Below are 18,773 nucleotides of genomic sequence, written 5' to 3'. Positions count from 1 at the left end.
GGAAGGGTGCCTGCGATGAATCATCGACGATCTGACGCGGACTTCGCAGGAGTCGCGGCGCGCGTGAGTTTCGTCACGTCGGCGCAGCGTCTCCACGCGCGCCACGTGGTGTGTTCGATCTGCATGTATCGCAACAACATGGCGAGTCTCTTATTGGCGACGCGCACCGGCTCCCGGTCGTTGAACAGGCGATAACCCGCCATCATTCAGCGATGACAGCGACGGCCTTTATTTCCACGATGTAACCGGCAGCACCGCCCAGCATATGCGCGCCCACTGCCGTCCATGCAGGCAGTGGATGTGTATTCAGGTATCGGTCACGGACTTCCGTGAAGAGCGGAAGATCGCGCATGTCGGTGTGAAAAGTGGTGACCTCGACGATGTCGCCGAGCGTCGCGCCGGCCGCTTCGAGCACGGTCTTCAGGTTCTCGAGGGCTTGCACGATTTGCGCTTCGCGTTCTTCCACCAGTTTCATGTTTCCGTCTCGGCCGATCTGACCGGAAACGTACACCGTGCTGCCGACTTTCACCGCCGGAGCGTAGCGAATCTTGTCGTACACCGCTTCCATTCCTGCGGGGACAATGGCTTTGCGTTCGTTCATCGTGGCGTCTCCCTTTGAATTCTCTGTCATGCTTCAGCCGTTGTCACCACCTGCAACCGGCAGCACCGCGCCTGTGATGTAACCCGCTTCGTCGGATGCGAGAAAGAGGATCGGTGCGACTTGTTCGTCGAGCGTGCCGTAGCGTTTGAAGAACGTCGACTGCGTGACCTGCTCAATCGCTTCGCTCATCCAGACCTTCTCTTGCGCGCTGTCTCCTGCCGCATTGCGAGGCACGCGCCGGGGAGGCGCTTCGGTTCCACCCGGCGCCGCCGCAACGACGCGGATGTTGTGCTCGCCATACTCCATCGCGAGGGCTTGCGTCATTGCGTTGACACCGCCCTTCGCCGACGAGTAAGGCACGCGACGAATGCCACGCGTCGCATTCGACGATACATTCACGATCGTTCCGTGACCTTGCGCGAGCATGTGCGGCAACACCGCGTGGCACGCATAGAGCGTCGGCATGAGCGAGCGGCGGATTTCCGCATCGATCTGGGCCGGTTCGAATTCGGCATAAGGCCGCATGCGGATCGCACCGCCCACGCCATTGACCAGAATGTCGATGCGGCCAAACCGCTGTATGGCGAATGCCATCGCCGAGGCTGCGCCTTCGTAGGTCTCCATATCCGCGACGAAGCCGGCCGTGTCCGCACCCATCGCTTCAGCCGCGACTTCCGCAACGAAGTCCGCGCGATCGACAAAGAGAACCTTCGCGCCTTCGGATGCCGCACGCAGCGCCACGCCCTGGCCGATGCCCTGTGCCGCGCCGGTGACGACCATCACCTTGCCTTCGAATCTATGCGTGTTCATGGGCCACCGCTGCGACGTTGGGAGTGAATTTCTCGTAGTGAAAGCTGTTCGGCGCGACACCGTTATCGTCGAAATGCTTGCGCACTGCGTCGACCATCGGCGGAGGGCCGCACAGATAGACATCGACATCGCCATCGTTCAGGCATTCTGCGGGCATGTGCTGCGTGACCCAGCCTTTGCGCGGATGACTGGATTCGGCTTCGGCAACCACGGTCGTGAACGTGAAGTTCGGCAGCTTCCCGGTGTAGGCCTGAATGGCTTCGACCAGCACGAGGTCGAGGTCTCGCGTCACGCCATAGATGAGATGAACCTTCTGTTGCGAGTTCGTGCGTGCCAGCACTTCCAGCATCGAGAGGAACGGCGCCAGACCGGTGCCGCCTGCGAGAAACAATAAAGGCCGTTCGACGGGACGCAGATAGAAGATGCCGATAGGTCCGGTCAAGTCCACCTTGTTGCCCGGTTGCGCGGATTCGAGCCACGTGCTCATCACGCCGCCCGGAATCTTCTTGATCAGAAAGCTGATTTTCGATTCCCCCGGCGCGGACGAAAACGAATACGAACGATGCTGCCCGCTGCCTGGCACGTCGATATTCACATACTGGCCAGCGAGGAAAACGGGAGGCACGCTGTCCACATCGAGTTCGAGAACTACGGCGGCATCGTTATGCTGCTCGACCTTCGTGACCGTTGCCGCGAACTTGTTGTGCTCGGTCTTGCAAGAGGTCGACGACGCCGGGACCGCGATGACGCAATCGCTTTGCGGCACCATCTGGCACGTCAGCACGAGACCGCTGTCTTTCTCGTCGTCGGAGAGCGCGTCTTCGATATAGTCCTCGCCGAGATCGTAATTGCCGCTTTCAGCACGGCACTTGCATGTGCCGCATACGCCGTCGGAGCAATCCATCGGCAGATTGATCCTGGCGCGAAAGGCGGCGTCGAGAACCTTTTCGCCGGCCTTGCATTCGACAAAGCGCGTCACGCCGTCTTCAAAATTCAGTGCGATGTTATAGCTGGACATATTGCCTCCTACTTCCTTGTCTCGTTCCTGCGAAGCGCATCAGACGTGATAGACGTCGAGCACCTGGCGGATATAGTCGTTCTTCAGCGCGATCTTCTTGCTCGAAATGAGCAGGCGGTCGTCGATCTTGCGGAAGGTGACGTAAGCGGTGCCGAAGAACTGGTCCGTGATTTTGTAGCGATGACTGAGCGTGTTGAAGTTGTACCGGACCTCGACTTCATTGTCGCGTTGGGCCAGCACTTCGACATTCGTCACGTTATGACTGGTCCGTGGCTCCGGCATCGACGCGCCGCTGCGCTCGGTCTTGATGCGGAACACGCGATCTTCGAGTCCGCCGCGATCCGCGTAGAACATCAATGAGATCTGGCTATGCGGGTCGTCGGTCAGCTTGTCGTCGTCGTCCCACGCGGGCATCCAGTACGTGACGTCTTCGGTATAACAGGCGAGCCATTCGTCCCACTGGCGATCGTCGAGAAAGCGCGCTTCCTGATACAGCGCATTGCAGACCTTCTGATAGTCGATGCTCATGCTGTCGTCTCCGACTGTTCCTTTTGCAGGGCGTCGCGCATCACCCGCATCCAGTAATCGTGCTGAACCACGAAGAGGCCTTCGTCCTCGCTGCGCTCGCCCGAGATGAGCGGATTCAAGCCCATGCCCGTCGCGTTCGCGTCGGGACCATGCACCCACAGCGGCGCGCCGCGCGACATGTCGTTCCACATCGATGTCGTGTTCGCGTAACCGGCCTGGCACGCGCGGAATTCTTCGAGATCGTCGCTCGTGCCCATGCCCGAGACGTTGAAGAAGTCTTCGTATTGACGAATGCGGATTGCGCGGCTCTCTGCGCTTTCGCCCTTCGGCGCGAAACAGAAGATACTGACTTCCGTTTTATCGACGCTGATGGGACGGACCACGCGAATCTGCGTGCTGAACTGATCCATCAGGAACACGTTCGGATACAGGCAGAGATTGCGCGTCTGATTGACGATGTATTTCGCCTTGTCTTCGCCGACGCGTGCCGCGATTTCGTCGCGATGCTGATAGACCGGCCGTACTTCCGGATTCATCGTGTTGGTCCAGAGCAGGATATGGCCATGCTCGAAGCCATACACGCCAGCAACCGACTTGCTCCAGCCGTTTGCATCGACTGCCTTGGTGCCTTCGACCTTGCGGCGTCCCATCGTCGCGGAATAATTCCAGTGCACGGTGCTGACGTGATAACCGTCGCATCCGTTCTCCATCTGCATCTTCCAGTTGCCGTCGTAGATGTAGGAGGAATTGCCGCGCAGCACTTCGAGACCATCGGGCGCTTGCGACACGATCTGATCGATGATGACCTTCGTTTCGCCCAGATAGTCCTCCAGAGGAATCACATCGTCGCTCAGGCTGCCGAACAGGAAGCCGCGATAGTTCTGGAATCGCGCGACCTTCTTCAAGTCGTGCGAGCCTTGCTTGTTGAATTGCACCGGGTATTCAGTGGTTTTCTCGTCCTTCACTTTGAGCAGCTTGCCGGCGTTCGAGAAGGTCCAGCCGTGAAATGGGCATGTGAAGCTGCCCTTGTTGCCGTGCTTGCGGCGGCAGAGCATCGCGCCTTTGTGAGCGCAGGCGTTGATGACCGCGTGCAGTTCACCGGTCTTGTCACGCGTAATGACAATAGGCTGGCGGCCGATCCACGTGGTGTAGTAATCGTTGTTGTTCGGGACCTGGCTTTCGTGCGCGAGATACACCCAATTGCTCTCGAAGATGTGCTTCAGCTCGAGTTCGTACAAGTCGGGGTTCGTGAAGATGTCGCGGCGGCAGCGGAAAACACCGTTTTCCTTGTCGTCCTGCACCGCGTTGGCGAGCAGGTCGTCGAGCTGTCGTGCTTTATCGAGTGTTGCGGACATGAGTCGTCTCCCTATGCGGGCTTCATCGAGAAGCCCATTGCATCGGTTTGAATAGTCGTGCGGGGGTGCTGCGATATGGCGCGATGTTGCGTCAGGCTGCGGCGGCGACGCGAGTGCGATTGACTAACTGGTTGTCCTTGCCCTGCACCAGCGGAGTCAACGCGATGTCGAACACAATTTCCTTATACGCATCGGCCTTGAGTCCAAGGGCTGCGCCGCCGGTCTTCTCCGCCACGTGCGGCACGAGTTCTTCGCGAGTGGCGTAAGCGAAGTCATCCCAGATCAGCGGATCGCCTTCGATGTTGATTTGCGTCGTCAGCTTGCGAGTCTTGTCGCTCGTTACGAAGAAGTGCACGTGCGCCGGACGATTGCCGTGACGCGCCATCGCATCGAGCAGTTGCTGCGTCGCGCCTTGCGGCGGGCAGCCGTAACCAACGGGCATCAAGGTGCGGAATTCGTATGTGCCGTCCGCGCCGGTTTTCACGGCCCCGCGAAGATTGAAGTCATCCTGCGCGCCGGTCGGATCGAAGTGAGAGTAGAAGCCCTTCGAGTTGGCGTGCCAGCATTCGACGACCGCACCGGCAAGCGGCTTTCCATCCGGACCCGTCACCGTCCCACGGATAATCAACGGGCCTGCATCTTCATCGGCGTTGATATCGATTCTGGAAACGCCATCACGAACCGGCGCGCCCGCGACATACAGCGGGCCTTCGATCGTGCGCGGCGTGCCGCCGTGAATGTCGGCTTCGCGATCCTCCGCGTCCATGCGGATGTCGAGATACTTTTCGAGGCCAAGGCCGGCTGCGAGCAGCGCGGCCTCGCCATCTTTGCCGAGCTTGTTGAAGTAATTCACGCCCGCCCAGATTTCATCGGGCGTCATGTCGAGGTCGTCGATGGCTTTGAAAAGATCGCTCAGCAGGCGATGCGTGATCTGCTTGACTCGGACGTTGCCGTCCTGACTTCCCAAATTCGCAGCGGCCTTCAACAGGTCCTGAACTTCCTTCGAGTCGAATACCTTGGCACTCATGTCTGCTCCTGTGTCTCTGTCTTTTGCTGGGGTTAACCCTCGTTTCAAGCCGATGCCCGTATGCTCATAAGGTATAGTCGGGGCGTGAAACAAAGCGTGAATGCAGAATAATGGACGGCAAACAGCATGGTCCAACACTGATTTAGTATCGGGCTATATCCCGGAGGTATCGTATGGAGCTGCGGCATCTTCGTTACTTCGTGGCGGTGGCCGAAGAGCGGAACTTCACGCGCGCCGCGCAGCGGCTACACATCGCCCAGCCGCCGCTCAGCCGGCAGATACAGCAGTTGGAAGAGATTCTGGGCGTGCAACTGTTCGAAAGAAACTCGCGCCCGCTGAAACTCACTGAGACTGGCAAATTCTTCTACGCTCACGCGGTCCAGTTACTGGCGCAGACTTCCGAACTCGAATCGATGACACGGCGAGTCGGCAATATCGAGCGCAGCATGTCAGTGGGTTTCGTCGCATCGACGCTTTATGGCCTGTTGCCGAAAATCATTCGCCGCTTTCGCGACGAGAACCCGACAGTCGAACTCAGTCTCCACGAGCTATCGACGATGGATCAAATGAGAGCCCTCAAAGATGGGCGGATCGATGTCGGCTTTGGCCGCCTTCGTCTCGAAGACGCGAATATCCGCCGCGTGGTCCTGAGAGAAGAGAAGATGATCGTCGCGTTTCCCGTGGGCCATCCGCTTGCGCTTTCGAAGCCGGTCTGCGCGCTGCGCGATGTGATCAACGAGACGCTCATCGTCTATCCGAAGACGCCGCGCCCGAGTTACGCCGATCAGGTGCTCGCCGCATTCAAGGACCGGGGACTGGAGCCGCGCAAGGTGTACGAGGTGCGCGAAATCCAGATTGCATTGGGGCTCGTGGCGGCGGGCGAGGGCATTTCCATTGTGCCGAGCAGCGTCTATGGCCTGAAGCGCGATGACGTCAGCTACCGGGAACTCGACGACCCGACGCTGGTATCGCCGATCATCATGAGCATGCGGGCGATGGACGAGTCGCGCGACATCAGGGAAATGCTCGAACTGATCTATCGGCTCTACGACGAAGCGCAGATTCCCCATGTAGCGCCCGCCGAGAAAGGGCAGTGAGTTCGTCATACCTCCGGGGTATCGCATTAGACGTCGATGGTCTTGGACAGGCGGAGATTGCCCGGGCAATACTTGAGTGACTCCTTCCACTCCGCCATTTCAGGTATGAACGCTCAAATCACGTCTGTCGAAGCGATTCTGGTCGACCTTCCGACCATTCGCGCACACAAGCTCTCCATGACGACGATGCAGCAGCAAACGATGGTCGTCATCCGTCTGCGATCGAGCGATGGCATCGAAGGCATCGGCGAAGCTACGACCATCGGTGGCCTGTCTTACGGAGAAGAAAGTCCCGAAGGCATCAAGCTCACGATCGACACTTATCTCGCGCCGGCGCTGATCGGACAGGACCCGACCAACATCAACGCGGCGATGCTCACGCTCAACAAGGTCGCACGCGGCAACCGGTTCGCCAAATCAGGACTCGAGACCGCATTGCTCGACGCACAGGGAAAGCGCCTTGGCGTGCCCGTATCGGCGCTGCTCGGCGGTGCGGTGCGCAAGACGCTCCGGGTGCTTTGGACGCTCGCGAGCGGAGACACCGCCCGCGATATTGAGGAAGCCGAAATGCTTCTGAACGAACGCCGCCACAATACGTTCAAGTTGAAGATAGGCCGTCGAAGCGTGCGCGACGACGTCGCTCACGTGTCGAAAATAAAAGCGGCGCTGGGCGATCGCGCGAGGGTCACGGTGGATGTGAATCAGGCTTGGAACGAAGTGGAGGCGGCTCTGGGTATCCAGGCGCTGGAGGCAGCGGGTATCGACCTCATCGAGCAGCCCACGCCGCGTGAGAATCGCGGTGCGCTTGCGCGGCTTGCAGCGCGCTTCATCGTTCCGATCATGGCCGACGAGGGCGTCACCGGTCCCGAGGATGCGCTCGACCTCGTGCGCGACGCCTGTGCCGATGTCTTCGCGCTGAAGATCGCAAAGTCCGGCGGCATCTACGGCATGATGCGCACGGCCGCCATCGCCGATGCGGCGGGTGTAGCGCTCTATGGCGGGACGATGCTCGAAGGCAGCATCGGTTCGATCGCTTCGGCACATGGTTTCAGCGCGCTTCCGCAGTTGGCGTGGGGCACGGAGTTGTTCGGCCCGCTACTGCTAAAGGATGACATCGTGACGAATCGTCCGCAGTATCGCGACTTCGATCTTCATGTTCCGCAAGGTCCGGGGCTCGGATTGCAGATCGACGAAGACAAGCTCGCCTTTTACCGACGTGACAACAAGGCGTGAGCGACCGTGTCGTTCAACATGCAGTGTGAGTGTTACCCTTGAGGAGAAGACATGCTTTATCTCGTAAGAATGGACGTCCGCCTGCCGCACGACATGCCGCCCGCACAGGCAGAAGAAATCAAGTCGCGTGAAAAAGCCTATTCGCAAGAGTTGCAGCGGGCAGGGAAGTGGCAGCAGTTGCATCGCGTCGTTGGCGAGTATGCGAATTACAGCGTGTTCGACGTCGATTCGCATGACGAGCTGCACACCATGCTGTCGGCTTTGCCGCTGTTTCCCTACATGACGATGCAGGTAACGCCGCTCGCTCATCATCCGTCGTCTATTCGCTGAAGGCACTGAATCATTCCATGAGTCAGAACAAGAACGGCACGCTGGATTCCGTCAATCAGAAAGGCTTATGGTCGATATCCGCGGTCACGGCGGGGCTGCTCGCTGTCGTCATTTCTTATGCCGGCCCGCTCGCGATTTTCTTTCAGGCGGCGCATGCCGCGCATGTCGGCAATGACGTAGTGGCCTCGTGGGTATGGTCGATTTCGATGGGCGCGGCGGTATCGGGATTGACGCTGAGCTGGTGGCTGAAACAGCCGGTCATCACGGCATGGTCCGCGCCCGGATGCGCGTTGCTCGTAACGCTTTTTCCGGGGATGCCCGTCAGCGATGCGATCGGCGCGTACATCGTGGCCGGTGCATGTATCCTCGTGCTCGGTCTCTCGGGCCTGTTCGATCAGATCACGAAGCGGATTCCAAAAGGCATTGCCTGCGGGATGATGGCGGGCATTCTCTTTCAGTTCGGCACCAACCTGTTCAAGTCGGTGGACATTCATCCGTGGCTCGCGCTCGGGATGTTCGGCAGCTATCTCGTGTTTCGGCGCTTGGCCGCGCGTTACTGCCTGATTCTCGTGCTTGCTTTCGGTTGTGCGCTCGCTGCGGCGCTTGGCTTGACCCATTTCGATACCGTGAGCCTTCAAGTGACTCATCCGGTGTTCACGCTGCCTACCTTCAACTGGCAATCGACGATCAGCCTGGCGCTGCCGCTCGTCATCGTGAGTCTGACGGGCCAGTTTCTTCCCGGCTTCGCGATTCTGCGCGTCTCCGGATATGAAACGCCGAGCCGGCCGGTACTCGTCGGAACCGGCCTCGCGTCGATTCTGGTCGCCTTCACGGGCGGCGTGACGATCGTCATCGCGGCGATCACCGCGGCGCTATGCACGGGTCCCGATGCACATCGCGACCCGCAGCGCCGATATATAGCGGGCATCGCAAACGGCTTGTTTTATCTGATCGGCGGAACCTTCGCGGGAACGGTCGTCATGCTGTTCGCCGCGCTTCCGAACGCTTTCGTGGCCGTTCTCGCAGGACTGGCTCTGTTGGGCGCCATCGCGACGAATATCGCGGGCATCGTCCACGATGAGGCGCACCGCGAAGCCGCGTTCATCACGTTTATTGCGACTGCCTCCAACATGAGTTTTCTCGGTCTCGGTTCCGCGTTCTGGGGAATCGTCCTGGGAACGGTCGCGCATCTCGTGCTGAGAAGAAACGCTGCTACGCGTTAGTGAACGTTAGCCGCCGAATCCTCACGAATAAAACGACGGCTTCGGCGCTCGCCCGTTGAGCGCCCAGTCGCCCAGTTCGCGAACCTTGTAGTCGATCGGATCATGCAGCGTATGCACGCGCACGTTGCGCCAGAAGCGATCGAGACGCAGCGCCGCCGTGGTCGAACGCGCCCCGGTCACATCGAACATGCGGCTCGCGACTTCCAGCCCCGCACGCGCCGCCGCGACCTTCGACGTCGCCACTGCAATGGCCACTTCGCCGCGTTCGCTCTCCGTCAGCGCAAGACCGCGTTGCCATGCCTCGTCGAACGCTTGCATCGCGCGTTCGGCGAGCAGCCGGGCGCCCTCCAGCGCGACCCAGAAGTCGCCGTAATGCGCAATCACATACGGATCTTCCGAGGGCCGCTCCGCCTGCGACGCGATCCACGGCCGCGCCTGCGCGAGCGTCGCTTCGCGCGCCGCCTGCAATGCGCCTTCGCCGATGCCCACGTAAATGTGGCTCAGAATCGCCTGTGCGAGCAGCGGTCTCAGGCACGCGAACGGACTCGACAGCGGGCCGGGATCGTTCAGCAATTCATCCGGCGCGATGCCGACGCGCTCGAAGATCACCGTGCCGCTGTCGGTCTGACGCTGGCCCATGTTGTCCCAGTCGTCGAGCACGGTGATGCCCGCGCGATTCGTCGGCGTCACGCCGATGAGCAGCTTGCCGTCGCTGTCGAATGCGGAGGCGAGCAGTTGATCGGAGTCGCGGGCGCCGGAACAAAAGCTCTTGCGGCCATCGAAGAGATAGCCGTTCGTTTCACCGGGAAGCGCACGCGTGCTCTTGTCGAGCGGATTGAGCGCATTGCCCCAGAACCAGCCCTGATTTACCGTCTCGGACAGCCAGTGGCGAATCTGCGTATCGCGGCCGAAGAGGCGGATCGTCGCGAGTTGCAGATGATGAAACGCGAACAGATGCGCGAGCGAACTGTCGACTTGCGCCATGCGCCTCACGATATCGAGCGTCGTCGACCATAAAGCGCCGTCGCCGCCGTATTGCGCCGGAATCGACAGGCGAAGCAGGCCGCTCTTGCGCAGCAGGTCCCGCTCGTGAAACGCGGTGCCGCCGGATTTGTCGCGCGCGGCGGCGGTTTGAGCCCATTCGCGCAAAAGCGCGTCGAGCGGCTCGGTCCACGGGGCGTTCTCGGTGCGGCTCATTGCGGTACCTCCTGATCTTGATGGGTCATCCGGCGTCGTGTGCGGGGCACGCGGTGCGTGACTGCAAGGGTATAAGACGCGCACGCCGAAATCCATAGATTGATAGCGGAATCTCATGGGGAATCGCCGCTGTTTTAAGTGGACGCGGGGTCGCCACGTTAGTCCGCGCGAGCCGCAGATTCCGCTCAGTGCGTTTTTATTTCCCAGCCAATACGTTGAAGCGGTTTCGAAGCTCCCAAAAGAAAGCCGTGCCGGTATGACGTGAACCGGGCCGCGCACCTTCGCCAAAGGGCTTCTCTCGCAGCGTGCCTTGTTCGCACGAGGTCTTATGAATGCCGCGCGTCTTTAAGGCGCGACCGTGCCCGTGAGTTCGAAGCAGACGTTGCACCGTAACGCCGCGCTCGCATCGGCTGAAAGAACCAGTTGCTTGCATGACTTCATACGCGGTGAGGCACAAGAGTCTGCGCTATCGCCTAATGCTCAAACCTCAATTGGTTATCGTTAGAAATTGGATGGAACGAAGCGCGGCTGACGTTAGCATGTGCTTCTTTCCAACTCGTCCTCCGGTTCAATCAAGCGATGTCCAATTCTCTCCGCTTCGGTGTCTGGGCGCTTGTGCATGGCAGCCGTGCGGCGCTGCAAGATCCCGAGGAACCTTACGACGCATCCTGGGCGCGCAACAAGGCGCTCGTGCTCGAAGCCGAGCGCCTCGGTTACGACTCGGTGCTCGTCGCGCAACACACGATCAATCCGCACGACCCCTCGCTCGATCAGCTCGAAGCGTGGACCGCATCGGCGGCGCTCGCGGCGCTCACGTCGCGTATCGAAATCATCGCGGCCATCAAACCTTATCTCTATCACCCCGTGGTGCTGGCGAAGATGGCGCAGCAGATCGAGCACATCAGCGGCGGCCGCTTCGCGATCAACCTCGTCAATGCGTGGAACCGGCCGGAGCTGGAACGCGCTGGTATCGGCTTCGCCGAGCACGATGAACGCTATGCCTATGGCCGCGAGTGGATCGCGGTTGTCGATGCCCTGTTGCGCGGCGAAGCCGTGAAGCATCGCGGAGACAACTTCCGTATCGACGATTATCAGTTGCGCCCGGCGGACCCGTTTCGTGCGCGTCCACGCATTTATGTCGGCGGCGAATCGGAGCCCGCGCGTTCCCTCGTGGCGGCGCATGGCGACGTGTGGTTCATCAACGGCCAGCCACACGATGATGTAGCGAGCCTCATCGCCGATGTATCCGCACGCAAGCGTCCGGACGGGCGTGAGCCGTTGCGCTTCGGGCTATCGGCATTCGTGATCGCGCGGGACACGGAAGAGGAGGCACAGGCTCATCTTCAGCATCTCTTTGCGCTCGCGGAACTGGACAAGCCGCTGCGCGAGCGCCAAAAGGCCAATACCGATCCGAACGCGGTGATGCATAAAACGTTCGCACGATCGGCGCGCGTCGGATCGAACGGCGGCACGGCTGCCGATCTCGTCGGCGATTACGATACCGTCGCGCGGCGCATCGTCGACTTCCATCGCGCGGGCATCGAACTGTTCATGCTGCAATTCCAGCCATTCGAGGCCGACATGGCCCGCTTCGCGCATGAAGTCATGCCGCGCGTGCGCCGCCTGTTGAACGCGTGATTGCGACGCGCCTCCGCTATGGTTCAGCAGAGGGGCGTCTCATCGTCAAAAGAACGCGCCCGTAGGCGGCAATTGCCCGGTCAGCAGGTTCTGCCCGAGCAGGCGTTCCTTGTAAAGCCTCGGGTTGTGCGACGCGATCACCTTGATATTGCGCCAGTGCCGGTCCAGCGCACCGATGCGCGACACGACCGAGCCCGAGCCGAGATCGATCAGCCAGCTTGCAATCTGCGGCGCGAGATCGTCGATGACGACCTTCGCTTCCGATGCCGCGAGCGTGGCGGCAAGCGTCGCGTCGTAATCATCGGGCGTACCGTGAGCGTCCCATGCGCGCTGTAGCGCATCGACCGCGCGGTCCGCAGTCGCCTCGACGCTCGCTGCATAGGCGCGAATGCGGCCAAGTAGCGATTGCAGAACCGGTTCGTCCGTGGGATGCGCCGCTTCGCCGTGATAGAAGTTGCGTCCCCGCGTGCGCAATACATCGACCGCGTCCAGCGCCACGCGACGCACGATGCCCGCAATGCAGTTGGTGAGATACACCTGATGGAAAGTGAATCCCCAGGGCGCGGCTTCGTCGGACTTCGGCGGATCGGCCGGATAGAGATGCGCGGCGGGAATCGTCACATCGCGAAAGCGCGCGGTTCCCGAGCCTGTCAGTCGTTGACCGAAGCCTTGCCAGTCATCGTCGTCGCTGACGCCGGGGCCGCGTTCCAGCACGTATTGCACCGTTCGGCCCGCGCGGCTTTCCACTGCCACGCCGATGAACGCATCGTTATAGAGATTGCCCGTCGCATAGACCTTGTCGCCGGAGCCGACATAGACATCGCGCGATGCGTCCCATTCGAGCCTGCTCAAGACCTTCGTCGGTCGCGCGCCGGCCGCCGTCACGTCGCTGTCGACGAAACTCAGTCCAAGTGTCTTGCGCTGTCCGGTCAGTTCCAGCACGCGCGCATGGAACGGATGATCGCGGCGTCGTAGCGCGGCTTCGACCTGCCACAGATGATTGCGAAACGCATGCGCGATGTTGGAGTCCGCCGCGGCGACATCACGCGCGACGGCGAACATGTCGCGCAGCGATGCGCCGTGGCCGCCGGTATCGGACGAAAGACGCAGCGCGCCGAAGCCGAGCGCCTTGAGCCTGGCGATCTCCTCATGCGGCAGACGATGCGCGCGTTCACGTTCGGCGGCCGTCGCGGCGATATCGTCGATGACTTGTGCGAAGCCGAGCGTTGCCGACACGGCGGACACGAGCTTCGGCCCCGCGAAGTGCGTGCGTTCGGTCATGATCGTTGGTCTCCTCGCATCACACTTTGATGCTGTAGTCCGCGACCCGGATGCGCGAATTGATGATCTTGCGTTCTGCGAGCCAGTCGGCGGCGCGCTGAAACTGCGCGATGAAAGCGGCGTCGTCGGGCTCGTGAAACTGATTGACGCGCTTGAGGCTCGTCAGATACTCACGAACTTGATCCGGATACTTGCCCTCGCGCTGCACGAGCAATTCGGCGTCGGCGGAATGCGCGGACTGCCATGCGCCTTCGACGTAATAGGCGTCGATCACCGCTCGGACCAGCTCCGAATTCTCTTCGGTGAACTTACGACGCGACACGAGCGAGCTGTAGTCGATGAGAAACTCCAGATCGCGGCCTTCGTTGAAGATGTCCTTCGCATCGTTGGAGAAGCGCGAGATGTCGACGCCCGGCGACCACATCGACCACGCGTCGACCTTGCCTTGTGCAAATGCAGGCGCGGCATCGGGCGGATTGAGGTAGACGAACTGCACCTTGTCCCGGTCGATGCGATGCTTTTCCAGCGCCGCGATCAGCAGAAATTCGCCGAGGCCCGAGCGGTTGACGGCGACCTTGCGGCCCGCCAGATCGGCGACGCTATTAATGCCGCTCGACTTCTTCGCGATGATGGCCGTCGAGCGCGGCGAGTAGATATCGAATGCGTTGAAAACGATGGGCGAACCGGCGAGCATGGCGGCAAGCGCGGGCGTCGTCGATCCCCAGAAGCCGAAGTCGGCGCTGCCGCCGACCACGGCCTGAATCGAGGGTGCGTGGTTCGGGAACGGGCCGACCCATTCGACCTTGATGCCTTTAGCCGCGAGCGTTTTCTCGAATACGCCGCGTTGTTTGGCGATGTCCGGCAGGCTGCCATAACCCCAGCCGATACGCACGGTATCGGTGTTGCGCGTGAGCTTGCGCGGCTCGGCCGCGTACGCCGGGAAAAAACTGCTGGCGGCCGCGCCGGCCAGCAAGCCACCCGCCGCGCGCAATAACTGGCGGCGGGTCATTGAAGAATCGTTCATCCTTTCGGGTCCTTCTGGTCTTATGGGAAATCGGTCAGTGACGTTGCACGCCCAGTTCCGCGAGCAGCGTGGGCCGCAGCGCGAGAGGCGCGTAGTCTTCGGTGTCGAACGACGCCGCGATGCGTCCGGCGCGCATGACGAGGATGCGGTCGGCGAGGGCGAGTGCTTCGTCGACATCGTGCGTGACGATCAGCACACCCGGCTGATGAAGCGCGACGAGTTCTTTCACGAGCCCATGCATCTTGATGCGCGTGAGCGCATCGAGTGCGGCGAAGGGTTCGTCGAGCAGCAATAACGCGGGGTCGTGGATGAGCGCCCGCGCGAGCGCCACGCGCTGCGCCTGACCGCCCGACAGATTGCGCGGCCAGTCGTCCTCGCGGCCGGCGAGCCCGACTTCGGCGAGCGCACGGGCCGCGCCGTCACGGCCAATCGTGTGTTCGTGACCGAGCGCCACGTTCTCCCACAACGTCGCCCACGGCAGCAGGCGCGGCTCCTGAAACACGACGGAAGGCCGCTCGGGCGCGTGGATCTTGCCCGCGTCGGGCGTATCGAGCCGTGCGAGCGCGCGCAGCAGCGTGGTCTTTCCGCAACCGCTCTCGCCCAGCAGCGCGACGAACTCCCCTTTGCGGATATCGAGGTCGAGCGAATCGATAACGATGCGGCTGCCATAGCGCCGTTGCAGCCCGCGCACGGACACGGCGAGCGCCGATGGCTCGATGCGGTCGCGGGTCCGTGCCGCCGTCGCGGTAGGTTCGATGCTTTGCGTCACTTGCGCGCTCCTTTGTCGTAGTTCGCGTGCCAGGAGAGCAAGCGGCTTTCGAGCATGCGAACGAGTGCGTCCGCGACGACGCCGATGATCGCGTAAATGATGATGGTGAGCAGGATGACGTTGGTGTTGAGGAACTCACGCGCGTCCATCGCGAGAAAGCCGATGCCTCGCGTTGTCGCCAGCGTCTCGGCGATGACCAGCGCGAGCCACGCATGTGCGAGCGCATAGCGCACGCCGGTGAGAATCGAGGGCATGGCGCCGGGAATGACGATTCGCCGCACGACGCCGGCCCGGCTCATGCCGATCACGCGGGCAAGTTCCATCAGCTTCGGATCGATCTGCCGGATGCCCAGCATCGTGTTGATGTAGATGGGAAAGAGGACCGCGAGCGCAACGAGAAAAATCTTCGCGACTTCGCCGACGCCGAACCACACGATGACGAGCGGAAGCATCGCGAGAAAAGGAACGGCGCGGATCATCTGGATGGGGCGGTCGAGCAGCGCCTGCGCAAACGGCGAGAAGCCGACGAGGACGCCCAGCGCCAGCCCGATGCTTCCGCCGATGATGAAGCCTCCTGCAGCCCGCAACAGCGAGACGCCGAGATGAATGAATAGCTCGCCGTTTTGCGTCATGTTCGCGGCGGTCGCGAAGACGCTGCTCGGTGCGGGAAGCACTTGCGGCGCGATCAGTCCGAGCCGGGCGGCGGCTTCCCATAGCAGCACGACGATCGCGGGAACCGTCCAAGATAGCCATCGATAGAGCACGTGCTTCGAAACGCCCATGCGAGGAGGCGGCGTCGACGCATAGGTGTTGCGCGAGGAAGTCAGGTCGGCCATGTCGGTTTGAATTCAGCGATCGTTCGGACTCGATGCGCCGGTCTGCGAATGCTTTTGCGAAGCAACGCTGCCGGATTGTCGATAGAGAAAGCGAGTCATTAGAAGCCGGCATGCACTCGCGTAACAAACGATTTATTGTTGAATGCTTTTCAGGCCGGGGGTGGCAAGCAATCGTCCGGGCTTGATTCGGTCATCTCGCGGCCCATTCGCGGCCCGTTTCTTGCTGCTTAGCGCCGCGCTGCGGCAGATACATCACGGGAGCTACAATTCAGCCATCGCAGCCGGAGCGTTCGGCAAACACGGCAGAAGCGCACACATAGCTGAATCAGCAAAGACCAGAGAAAGGGAGAAGTTGAATGGCGGGGGAAGAGTTGAAAGCGGTCTTGCTTGTCGAAGACAGTGAGAACGACATCGAGTTGACGCTTCTCTCGCTACAAAGGGCAGGCCTGGAAAATCCCGTCGATGTCGTCCGCGACGGTGTAGAGGCGCTCGAATATCTGCGTTGCGAAAAGAAGTGGAGCGGCCGCCCCGACGTGCATCCGGCCGTCATTCTGCTCGACAAGAAACTGCCGAGGCTCGATGGTCACGACGTGCTTGCCGCCGTGCGCGCAGACGCGCAGTTGCAGCACATCCCGATCGTGATGCTTACGTCATCCAGACAGGAAACCGATCTTCTGACGAGTTACGATCTTGGCGTGAATGCGTATGTCGTGAAGCCGGTCGAGTTCACGGATTTCATGGACGCCATCAAGGACATCGGCGCGTTCTGGCTTGTGTTGAACAAGCATCGCGCACGGCAGCCAGGCACTACGTCCGCGACGCGGCCCGCGAGCGACGACGCCTAATCACTCAGCGGCAAGGTCACGACGAACGTCGTGCCGCACCCGATGCCCGCGCTGTGTACGTCGATGCGCCCATGCTGGCGTTCGACGAGCGTCTTGACGAGCCACAAGCCCAATCCCAGGCCGCCGACGCGCCCCGACGAACTCGGCTTCAACTGCTCGAAGCGATCGAATACCTTGTCGATCGCATCGGCTGAAATACCGCAGCCCGAATCGCTGACGGTGAGTACGGCATGTCCGTTCTCGGACGACACGGATACGTCGATCACGCCCGTATCCGTGAACTTGATCGCGTTGGTGACGAGATTCCAGACGATCTGCTTGACGCGCGCGGCATCGCCCTGAATGGTGCACGGGTCTAGCCGGGCGCTCGTCAAGTGCAGCTTCTTGTGATCGGCCTGCAAGCGAAGATCGTTGACGAGATCCATCACGAGCCGATCCAGCGCGAGCGGCGCGAACTCGATAGACAGCTTGCCGGAAACGATTGCCCCGCTGTCCAGCAGATCATCGACCATCAGCGCCAACTGCTTGGCGTTGCGCTGAATGGTGGCGGTGGCGCGTGGCAAACCGGCCTTGTAGTCGGTGCGCTCCAGCAGTTCCGCCCAGTTGAGGATCACGCTGATCGGCGAGCGCAACTCGTGTGACACCGCCGTGAGGAAGTGATCCATGGCAAGCGCGTTCCTGTCGCTTTGTTCCCGTGCGAGCCGCTCATCGCCTGCGATGCGCTGTTGATCGATCTCCTGCTGCTTGCGAGCGGTGATGTCGAGCACGAAGCCGAGCATCTGCGTGGGCTGGCCGCCTTCTGCATAGCGTGCGCGGCCACCGACCATGACCCAGTGGCCCGAACCGTCCGGCCATATGACGCGATATTCCACCCGGTAATCCCGATGCGCGACGATGGACGTCTCTAGTTCCTCGCGCACGCGCTCGCGATCGGCCGGGTCGATGAGTTCATCGAACAGGCGCTCGGTCGTCAACTCCTCGTGCGGCTTCAGTCCGAGATTGATCTTGGCTTGCGTGGTGCAGGTAATGACGCCGCTCATCAAGTCCCGCTTCCATGCGCCTACTTTCGCGAAAGCGAGAACTTCGGCCAGTTGCTCGCGGCTTTCCTGAAGCTGCTTTTCTTTCTCCGCAGCGATGATCTGGCGAAGCTGGGCTTGCGATCGCAAACGCGCTTTCTCGCGCTTGTCGGCCTCGCTGCGCTGCACGCGATCGGTGACATCGCTGACGCGAATGGCGTAGTAGGAACGCCCGCTATCGGCGGGCACGATCACGCTCGCCTTGATCGTCCAGAAGCGAAGCGCGAGCTTGCCATCCTCGTTCGAAGGCCATTCGGCGCGAAAAGGCGGCGATGAACGTGTCTCGCCCGGTTTCAGATCCGCGATTGCAGCCGCAACCCACTGGTTACGGGCGGCGCGATGTGCTTCGCTTCCGTATTGATTGATCTCGTAGATCGACTTGCCGATGACTGCCTCGCGTGTATGCCCCGTCAACTGCGTATAGCTGGCGTTGACAAAACATATACGGTAGCTCTCGTCCAGGATGACGTAAGCATCGAGGATCGCTTCAAACCATGCTGCCGCGTCCGGGACATCTGTTTGAGAAAGCGATCTATTGAGGTCATCCATAGGAGCTTGAAGGAAAACGCGAGCGCGTTATTGATATTGTGCGCGTTGCAAGACGACATTCTCCCATTTTTCTGGAATCGTGTACGTTGCCGACTGTCATCCTAATCGTTGATTCACAGTGAAAGAGTGCATCGCATGAAGCGAATGACGTTCTGACCGGCACTCGCTTCACTTTCTTTCTGCGCTTGTTTCTTCTTGTTTCTGTGAGTCCGATCTATGCCGCGGGTTCCATGTCGATTAAATCGGCGGGCCGTTGAAGGTTGTCATACGGCATCCATCGGTAATGCCTGAAGATGAACAGAAATTGGACGAGTGATTGCAAACGTCTATCCAAGT

18 protein-coding genes are annotated in these 18,773 nt (G+C 60.8%); 6 read left to right on the top strand and 12 right to left on the bottom strand.

Annotated features, from left to right (window positions below; genetic code table 11):
- Positions 1–202: 202 nt before the first annotated feature.
- The 6 genes from BG57_RS15485 to catA all read right to left on the bottom strand — a co-directional run bounded on the left by BG57_RS15485 (position 203) and on the right by catA (position 5,339).
- On the bottom strand, positions 203–601 hold the full coding sequence (locus BG57_RS15485) for a RidA family protein (protein WP_035965936.1): 399 nt from the start codon (positions 599–601) through the stop codon (positions 203–205).
- A gap of 33 nt (positions 602–634) precedes the next feature.
- The gene (gene benD / locus BG57_RS15480; protein WP_035965935.1) at positions 635–1,411 is read right to left on the bottom strand and encodes a benzoate diol dehydrogenase BenD; all 777 of its coding nucleotides are present in this window, start codon (positions 1,409–1,411) and stop codon (positions 635–637) included.
- The gene (benC, locus tag BG57_RS15475; protein WP_035965932.1) at positions 1,398–2,429 is read right to left on the bottom strand and encodes a benzoate 1,2-dioxygenase electron transfer component BenC; all 1,032 of its coding nucleotides are present in this window, start codon (positions 2,427–2,429) and stop codon (positions 1,398–1,400) included. The genes benD and benC overlap by 14 nt, the downstream gene beginning before the upstream one ends.
- Before the next feature lie 39 nt (positions 2,430–2,468).
- Positions 2,469–2,957 carry a benzoate 1,2-dioxygenase small subunit gene (gene benB / locus BG57_RS15470; RefSeq protein ID WP_035965920.1) on the bottom strand — a complete coding sequence of 163 codons (489 nt, stop codon included), beginning with the start codon at positions 2,955–2,957 and terminating at the stop codon, positions 2,469–2,471.
- On the bottom strand, positions 2,954–4,312 hold the full coding sequence (locus BG57_RS15465; RefSeq protein WP_035965918.1) for a Rieske 2Fe-2S domain-containing protein: 1,359 nt from the start codon (positions 4,310–4,312) through the stop codon (positions 2,954–2,956). The genes benB and BG57_RS15465 overlap by 4 nt, the downstream gene beginning before the upstream one ends.
- Positions 4,313–4,403: 91 nt before the next feature.
- Positions 4,404–5,339, bottom strand: coding sequence for a catechol 1,2-dioxygenase (gene catA, locus BG57_RS15460; protein ID WP_035965915.1), 936 nt, complete (start codon positions 5,337–5,339; stop codon positions 4,404–4,406).
- A gap of 173 nt (positions 5,340–5,512) precedes the next feature.
- Between catA and BG57_RS15455 the strand changes: the two genes are divergently transcribed.
- From BG57_RS15455 to BG57_RS15440, 4 genes are all read left to right on the top strand, one after another.
- Entirely contained in the window at positions 5,513–6,436 is a 924-nt protein-coding gene (locus BG57_RS15455) for a LysR family transcriptional regulator (RefSeq protein WP_035965912.1), read from the top strand.
- Between the two features lie 105 nt (positions 6,437–6,541).
- Positions 6,542–7,669, top strand: a complete 1,128-nt coding sequence (locus tag BG57_RS15450) for a muconate/chloromuconate family cycloisomerase (RefSeq protein ID WP_035965911.1) — start codon at positions 6,542–6,544, stop codon at positions 7,667–7,669.
- 51 nt (positions 7,670–7,720) lie between these two features.
- Positions 7,721–7,999: a muconolactone Delta-isomerase gene (gene catC / locus BG57_RS15445; RefSeq protein ID WP_035965908.1), complete on the top strand. Its 279-nt coding sequence runs from the start codon at positions 7,721–7,723 to the stop codon at positions 7,997–7,999.
- A 17-nt stretch (positions 8,000–8,016) separates the two neighbouring features.
- Positions 8,017–9,222 (top strand): benzoate/H(+) symporter BenE family transporter, encoded by a 1,206-nt coding sequence (locus BG57_RS15440; RefSeq protein WP_035965906.1) that lies wholly within the window; start codon positions 8,017–8,019, stop codon positions 9,220–9,222.
- Positions 9,223–9,243: 21 nt separating this feature from the next.
- Here the strand turns inward: BG57_RS15440 and BG57_RS15435 are convergent, their stop codons facing one another.
- Positions 9,244–10,419 carry an acyl-CoA dehydrogenase family protein gene (locus tag BG57_RS15435; protein WP_035965904.1) on the bottom strand — a complete coding sequence of 392 codons (1,176 nt, stop codon included), beginning with the start codon at positions 10,417–10,419 and terminating at the stop codon, positions 9,244–9,246.
- Positions 10,420–10,998: 579 nt separating this feature from the next.
- Between BG57_RS15435 and BG57_RS15430 the strand changes: the two genes are divergently transcribed.
- The gene (locus BG57_RS15430) at positions 10,999–12,057 is read left to right on the top strand and encodes an LLM class flavin-dependent oxidoreductase (protein ID WP_035965902.1); all 1,059 of its coding nucleotides are present in this window, start codon (positions 10,999–11,001) and stop codon (positions 12,055–12,057) included.
- Between the two features lie 45 nt (positions 12,058–12,102).
- On the opposite strand, the gene BG57_RS15425 is transcribed toward BG57_RS15430, so the two are convergent.
- Genes BG57_RS15425 through BG57_RS15410 form a run of 4 tightly spaced genes read right to left on the bottom strand, consistent with a single transcriptional unit; the run spans position 12,103 to position 15,967 of the window.
- On the bottom strand, positions 12,103–13,338 hold the full coding sequence (locus tag BG57_RS15425; protein ID WP_035965900.1) for an acyl-CoA dehydrogenase family protein: 1,236 nt from the start codon (positions 13,336–13,338) through the stop codon (positions 12,103–12,105).
- Positions 13,339–13,357: 19 nt separating this feature from the next.
- Entirely contained in the window at positions 13,358–14,362 is a 1,005-nt protein-coding gene (locus tag BG57_RS15420; RefSeq protein ID WP_035965898.1) for an NrtA/SsuA/CpmA family ABC transporter substrate-binding protein, read from the bottom strand.
- Between the two features lie 34 nt (positions 14,363–14,396).
- The gene (locus tag BG57_RS15415) at positions 14,397–15,119 is read right to left on the bottom strand and encodes an ABC transporter ATP-binding protein (RefSeq protein WP_035966094.1); all 723 of its coding nucleotides are present in this window, start codon (positions 15,117–15,119) and stop codon (positions 14,397–14,399) included.
- Between the two features lie 8 nt (positions 15,120–15,127).
- Positions 15,128–15,967: an ABC transporter permease subunit gene (locus BG57_RS15410; RefSeq protein WP_035965896.1), complete on the bottom strand. Its 840-nt coding sequence runs from the start codon at positions 15,965–15,967 to the stop codon at positions 15,128–15,130.
- A 356-nt stretch (positions 15,968–16,323) separates the two neighbouring features.
- Between BG57_RS15410 and BG57_RS15405 the strand changes: the two genes are divergently transcribed.
- On the top strand, positions 16,324–16,812 hold the full coding sequence (locus BG57_RS15405) for a response regulator (RefSeq protein WP_035965893.1): 489 nt from the start codon (positions 16,324–16,326) through the stop codon (positions 16,810–16,812).
- Here BG57_RS15405 and BG57_RS15400 read toward each other — a convergent pair.
- A complete protein-coding gene (locus BG57_RS15400) occupies positions 16,809–18,437 on the bottom strand; it encodes a PAS domain-containing sensor histidine kinase (protein ID WP_035965890.1) in 1,629 nt (542 codons plus the stop codon). The genes BG57_RS15405 and BG57_RS15400 overlap by 4 nt on opposite strands.
- Positions 18,438–18,773 lie beyond the last annotated feature (336 nt).

It is taken from the genome of Caballeronia grimmiae (assembly GCF_000698555.1).
GTDB classification, from domain to species: domain Bacteria; phylum Pseudomonadota; class Gammaproteobacteria; order Burkholderiales; family Burkholderiaceae; genus Caballeronia; species Caballeronia grimmiae.
This window is presented reverse-complemented; position numbering and strand designations above follow the sequence as displayed.

What these genes read in the sequence shown, in the direction of transcription:
- BG57_RS15455 (WP_035965912.1), top strand. Translation starts at nt 5,513, where the DNA reads ATGGAGCTGCGGCATCTTCGTTACTTCGTGGCGGTGGCCGAAGAGCGG.
- BG57_RS15435 (WP_035965904.1), bottom strand. Translation starts at nt 10,419, where the DNA reads ATGAGCCGCACCGAGAACGCCCCGTGGACCGAGCCGCTCGACGCGCTT.
- benD (WP_035965935.1), bottom strand. Translation starts at nt 1,411, where the DNA reads ATGAACACGCATAGATTCGAAGGCAAGGTGATGGTCGTCACCGGCGCG.
- BG57_RS15410 (WP_035965896.1), bottom strand. Translation starts at nt 15,967, where the DNA reads ATGGCCGACCTGACTTCCTCGCGCAACACCTATGCGTCGACGCCGCCT.
- benC (WP_035965932.1), bottom strand. Translation starts at nt 2,429, where the DNA reads ATGTCCAGCTATAACATCGCACTGAATTTTGAAGACGGCGTGACGCGC.
- catC (WP_035965908.1), top strand. Translation starts at nt 7,721, where the DNA reads ATGCTTTATCTCGTAAGAATGGACGTCCGCCTGCCGCACGACATGCCG.
- BG57_RS15400 (WP_035965890.1), bottom strand. Translation starts at nt 18,437, where the DNA reads ATGGATGACCTCAATAGATCGCTTTCTCAAACAGATGTCCCGGACGCG.
- BG57_RS15420 (WP_035965898.1), bottom strand. Translation starts at nt 14,362, where the DNA reads ATGAACGATTCTTCAATGACCCGCCGCCAGTTATTGCGCGCGGCGGGT.
- BG57_RS15425 (WP_035965900.1), bottom strand. Translation starts at nt 13,338, where the DNA reads ATGACCGAACGCACGCACTTCGCGGGGCCGAAGCTCGTGTCCGCCGTG.
- BG57_RS15485 (WP_035965936.1), bottom strand. Translation starts at nt 601, where the DNA reads ATGAACGAACGCAAAGCCATTGTCCCCGCAGGAATGGAAGCGGTGTAC.
- BG57_RS15440 (WP_035965906.1), top strand. Translation starts at nt 8,017, where the DNA reads ATGAGTCAGAACAAGAACGGCACGCTGGATTCCGTCAATCAGAAAGGC.
- benB (WP_035965920.1), bottom strand. Translation starts at nt 2,957, where the DNA reads ATGAGCATCGACTATCAGAAGGTCTGCAATGCGCTGTATCAGGAAGCG.
- BG57_RS15430 (WP_035965902.1), top strand. Translation starts at nt 10,999, where the DNA reads ATGTCCAATTCTCTCCGCTTCGGTGTCTGGGCGCTTGTGCATGGCAGC.
- BG57_RS15405 (WP_035965893.1), top strand. Translation starts at nt 16,324, where the DNA reads ATGGCGGGGGAAGAGTTGAAAGCGGTCTTGCTTGTCGAAGACAGTGAG.
- BG57_RS15465 (WP_035965918.1), bottom strand. Translation starts at nt 4,312, where the DNA reads ATGTCCGCAACACTCGATAAAGCACGACAGCTCGACGACCTGCTCGCC.
- BG57_RS15450 (WP_035965911.1), top strand. Translation starts at nt 6,542, where the DNA reads ATGAACGCTCAAATCACGTCTGTCGAAGCGATTCTGGTCGACCTTCCG.
- catA (WP_035965915.1), bottom strand. Translation starts at nt 5,339, where the DNA reads ATGAGTGCCAAGGTATTCGACTCGAAGGAAGTTCAGGACCTGTTGAAG.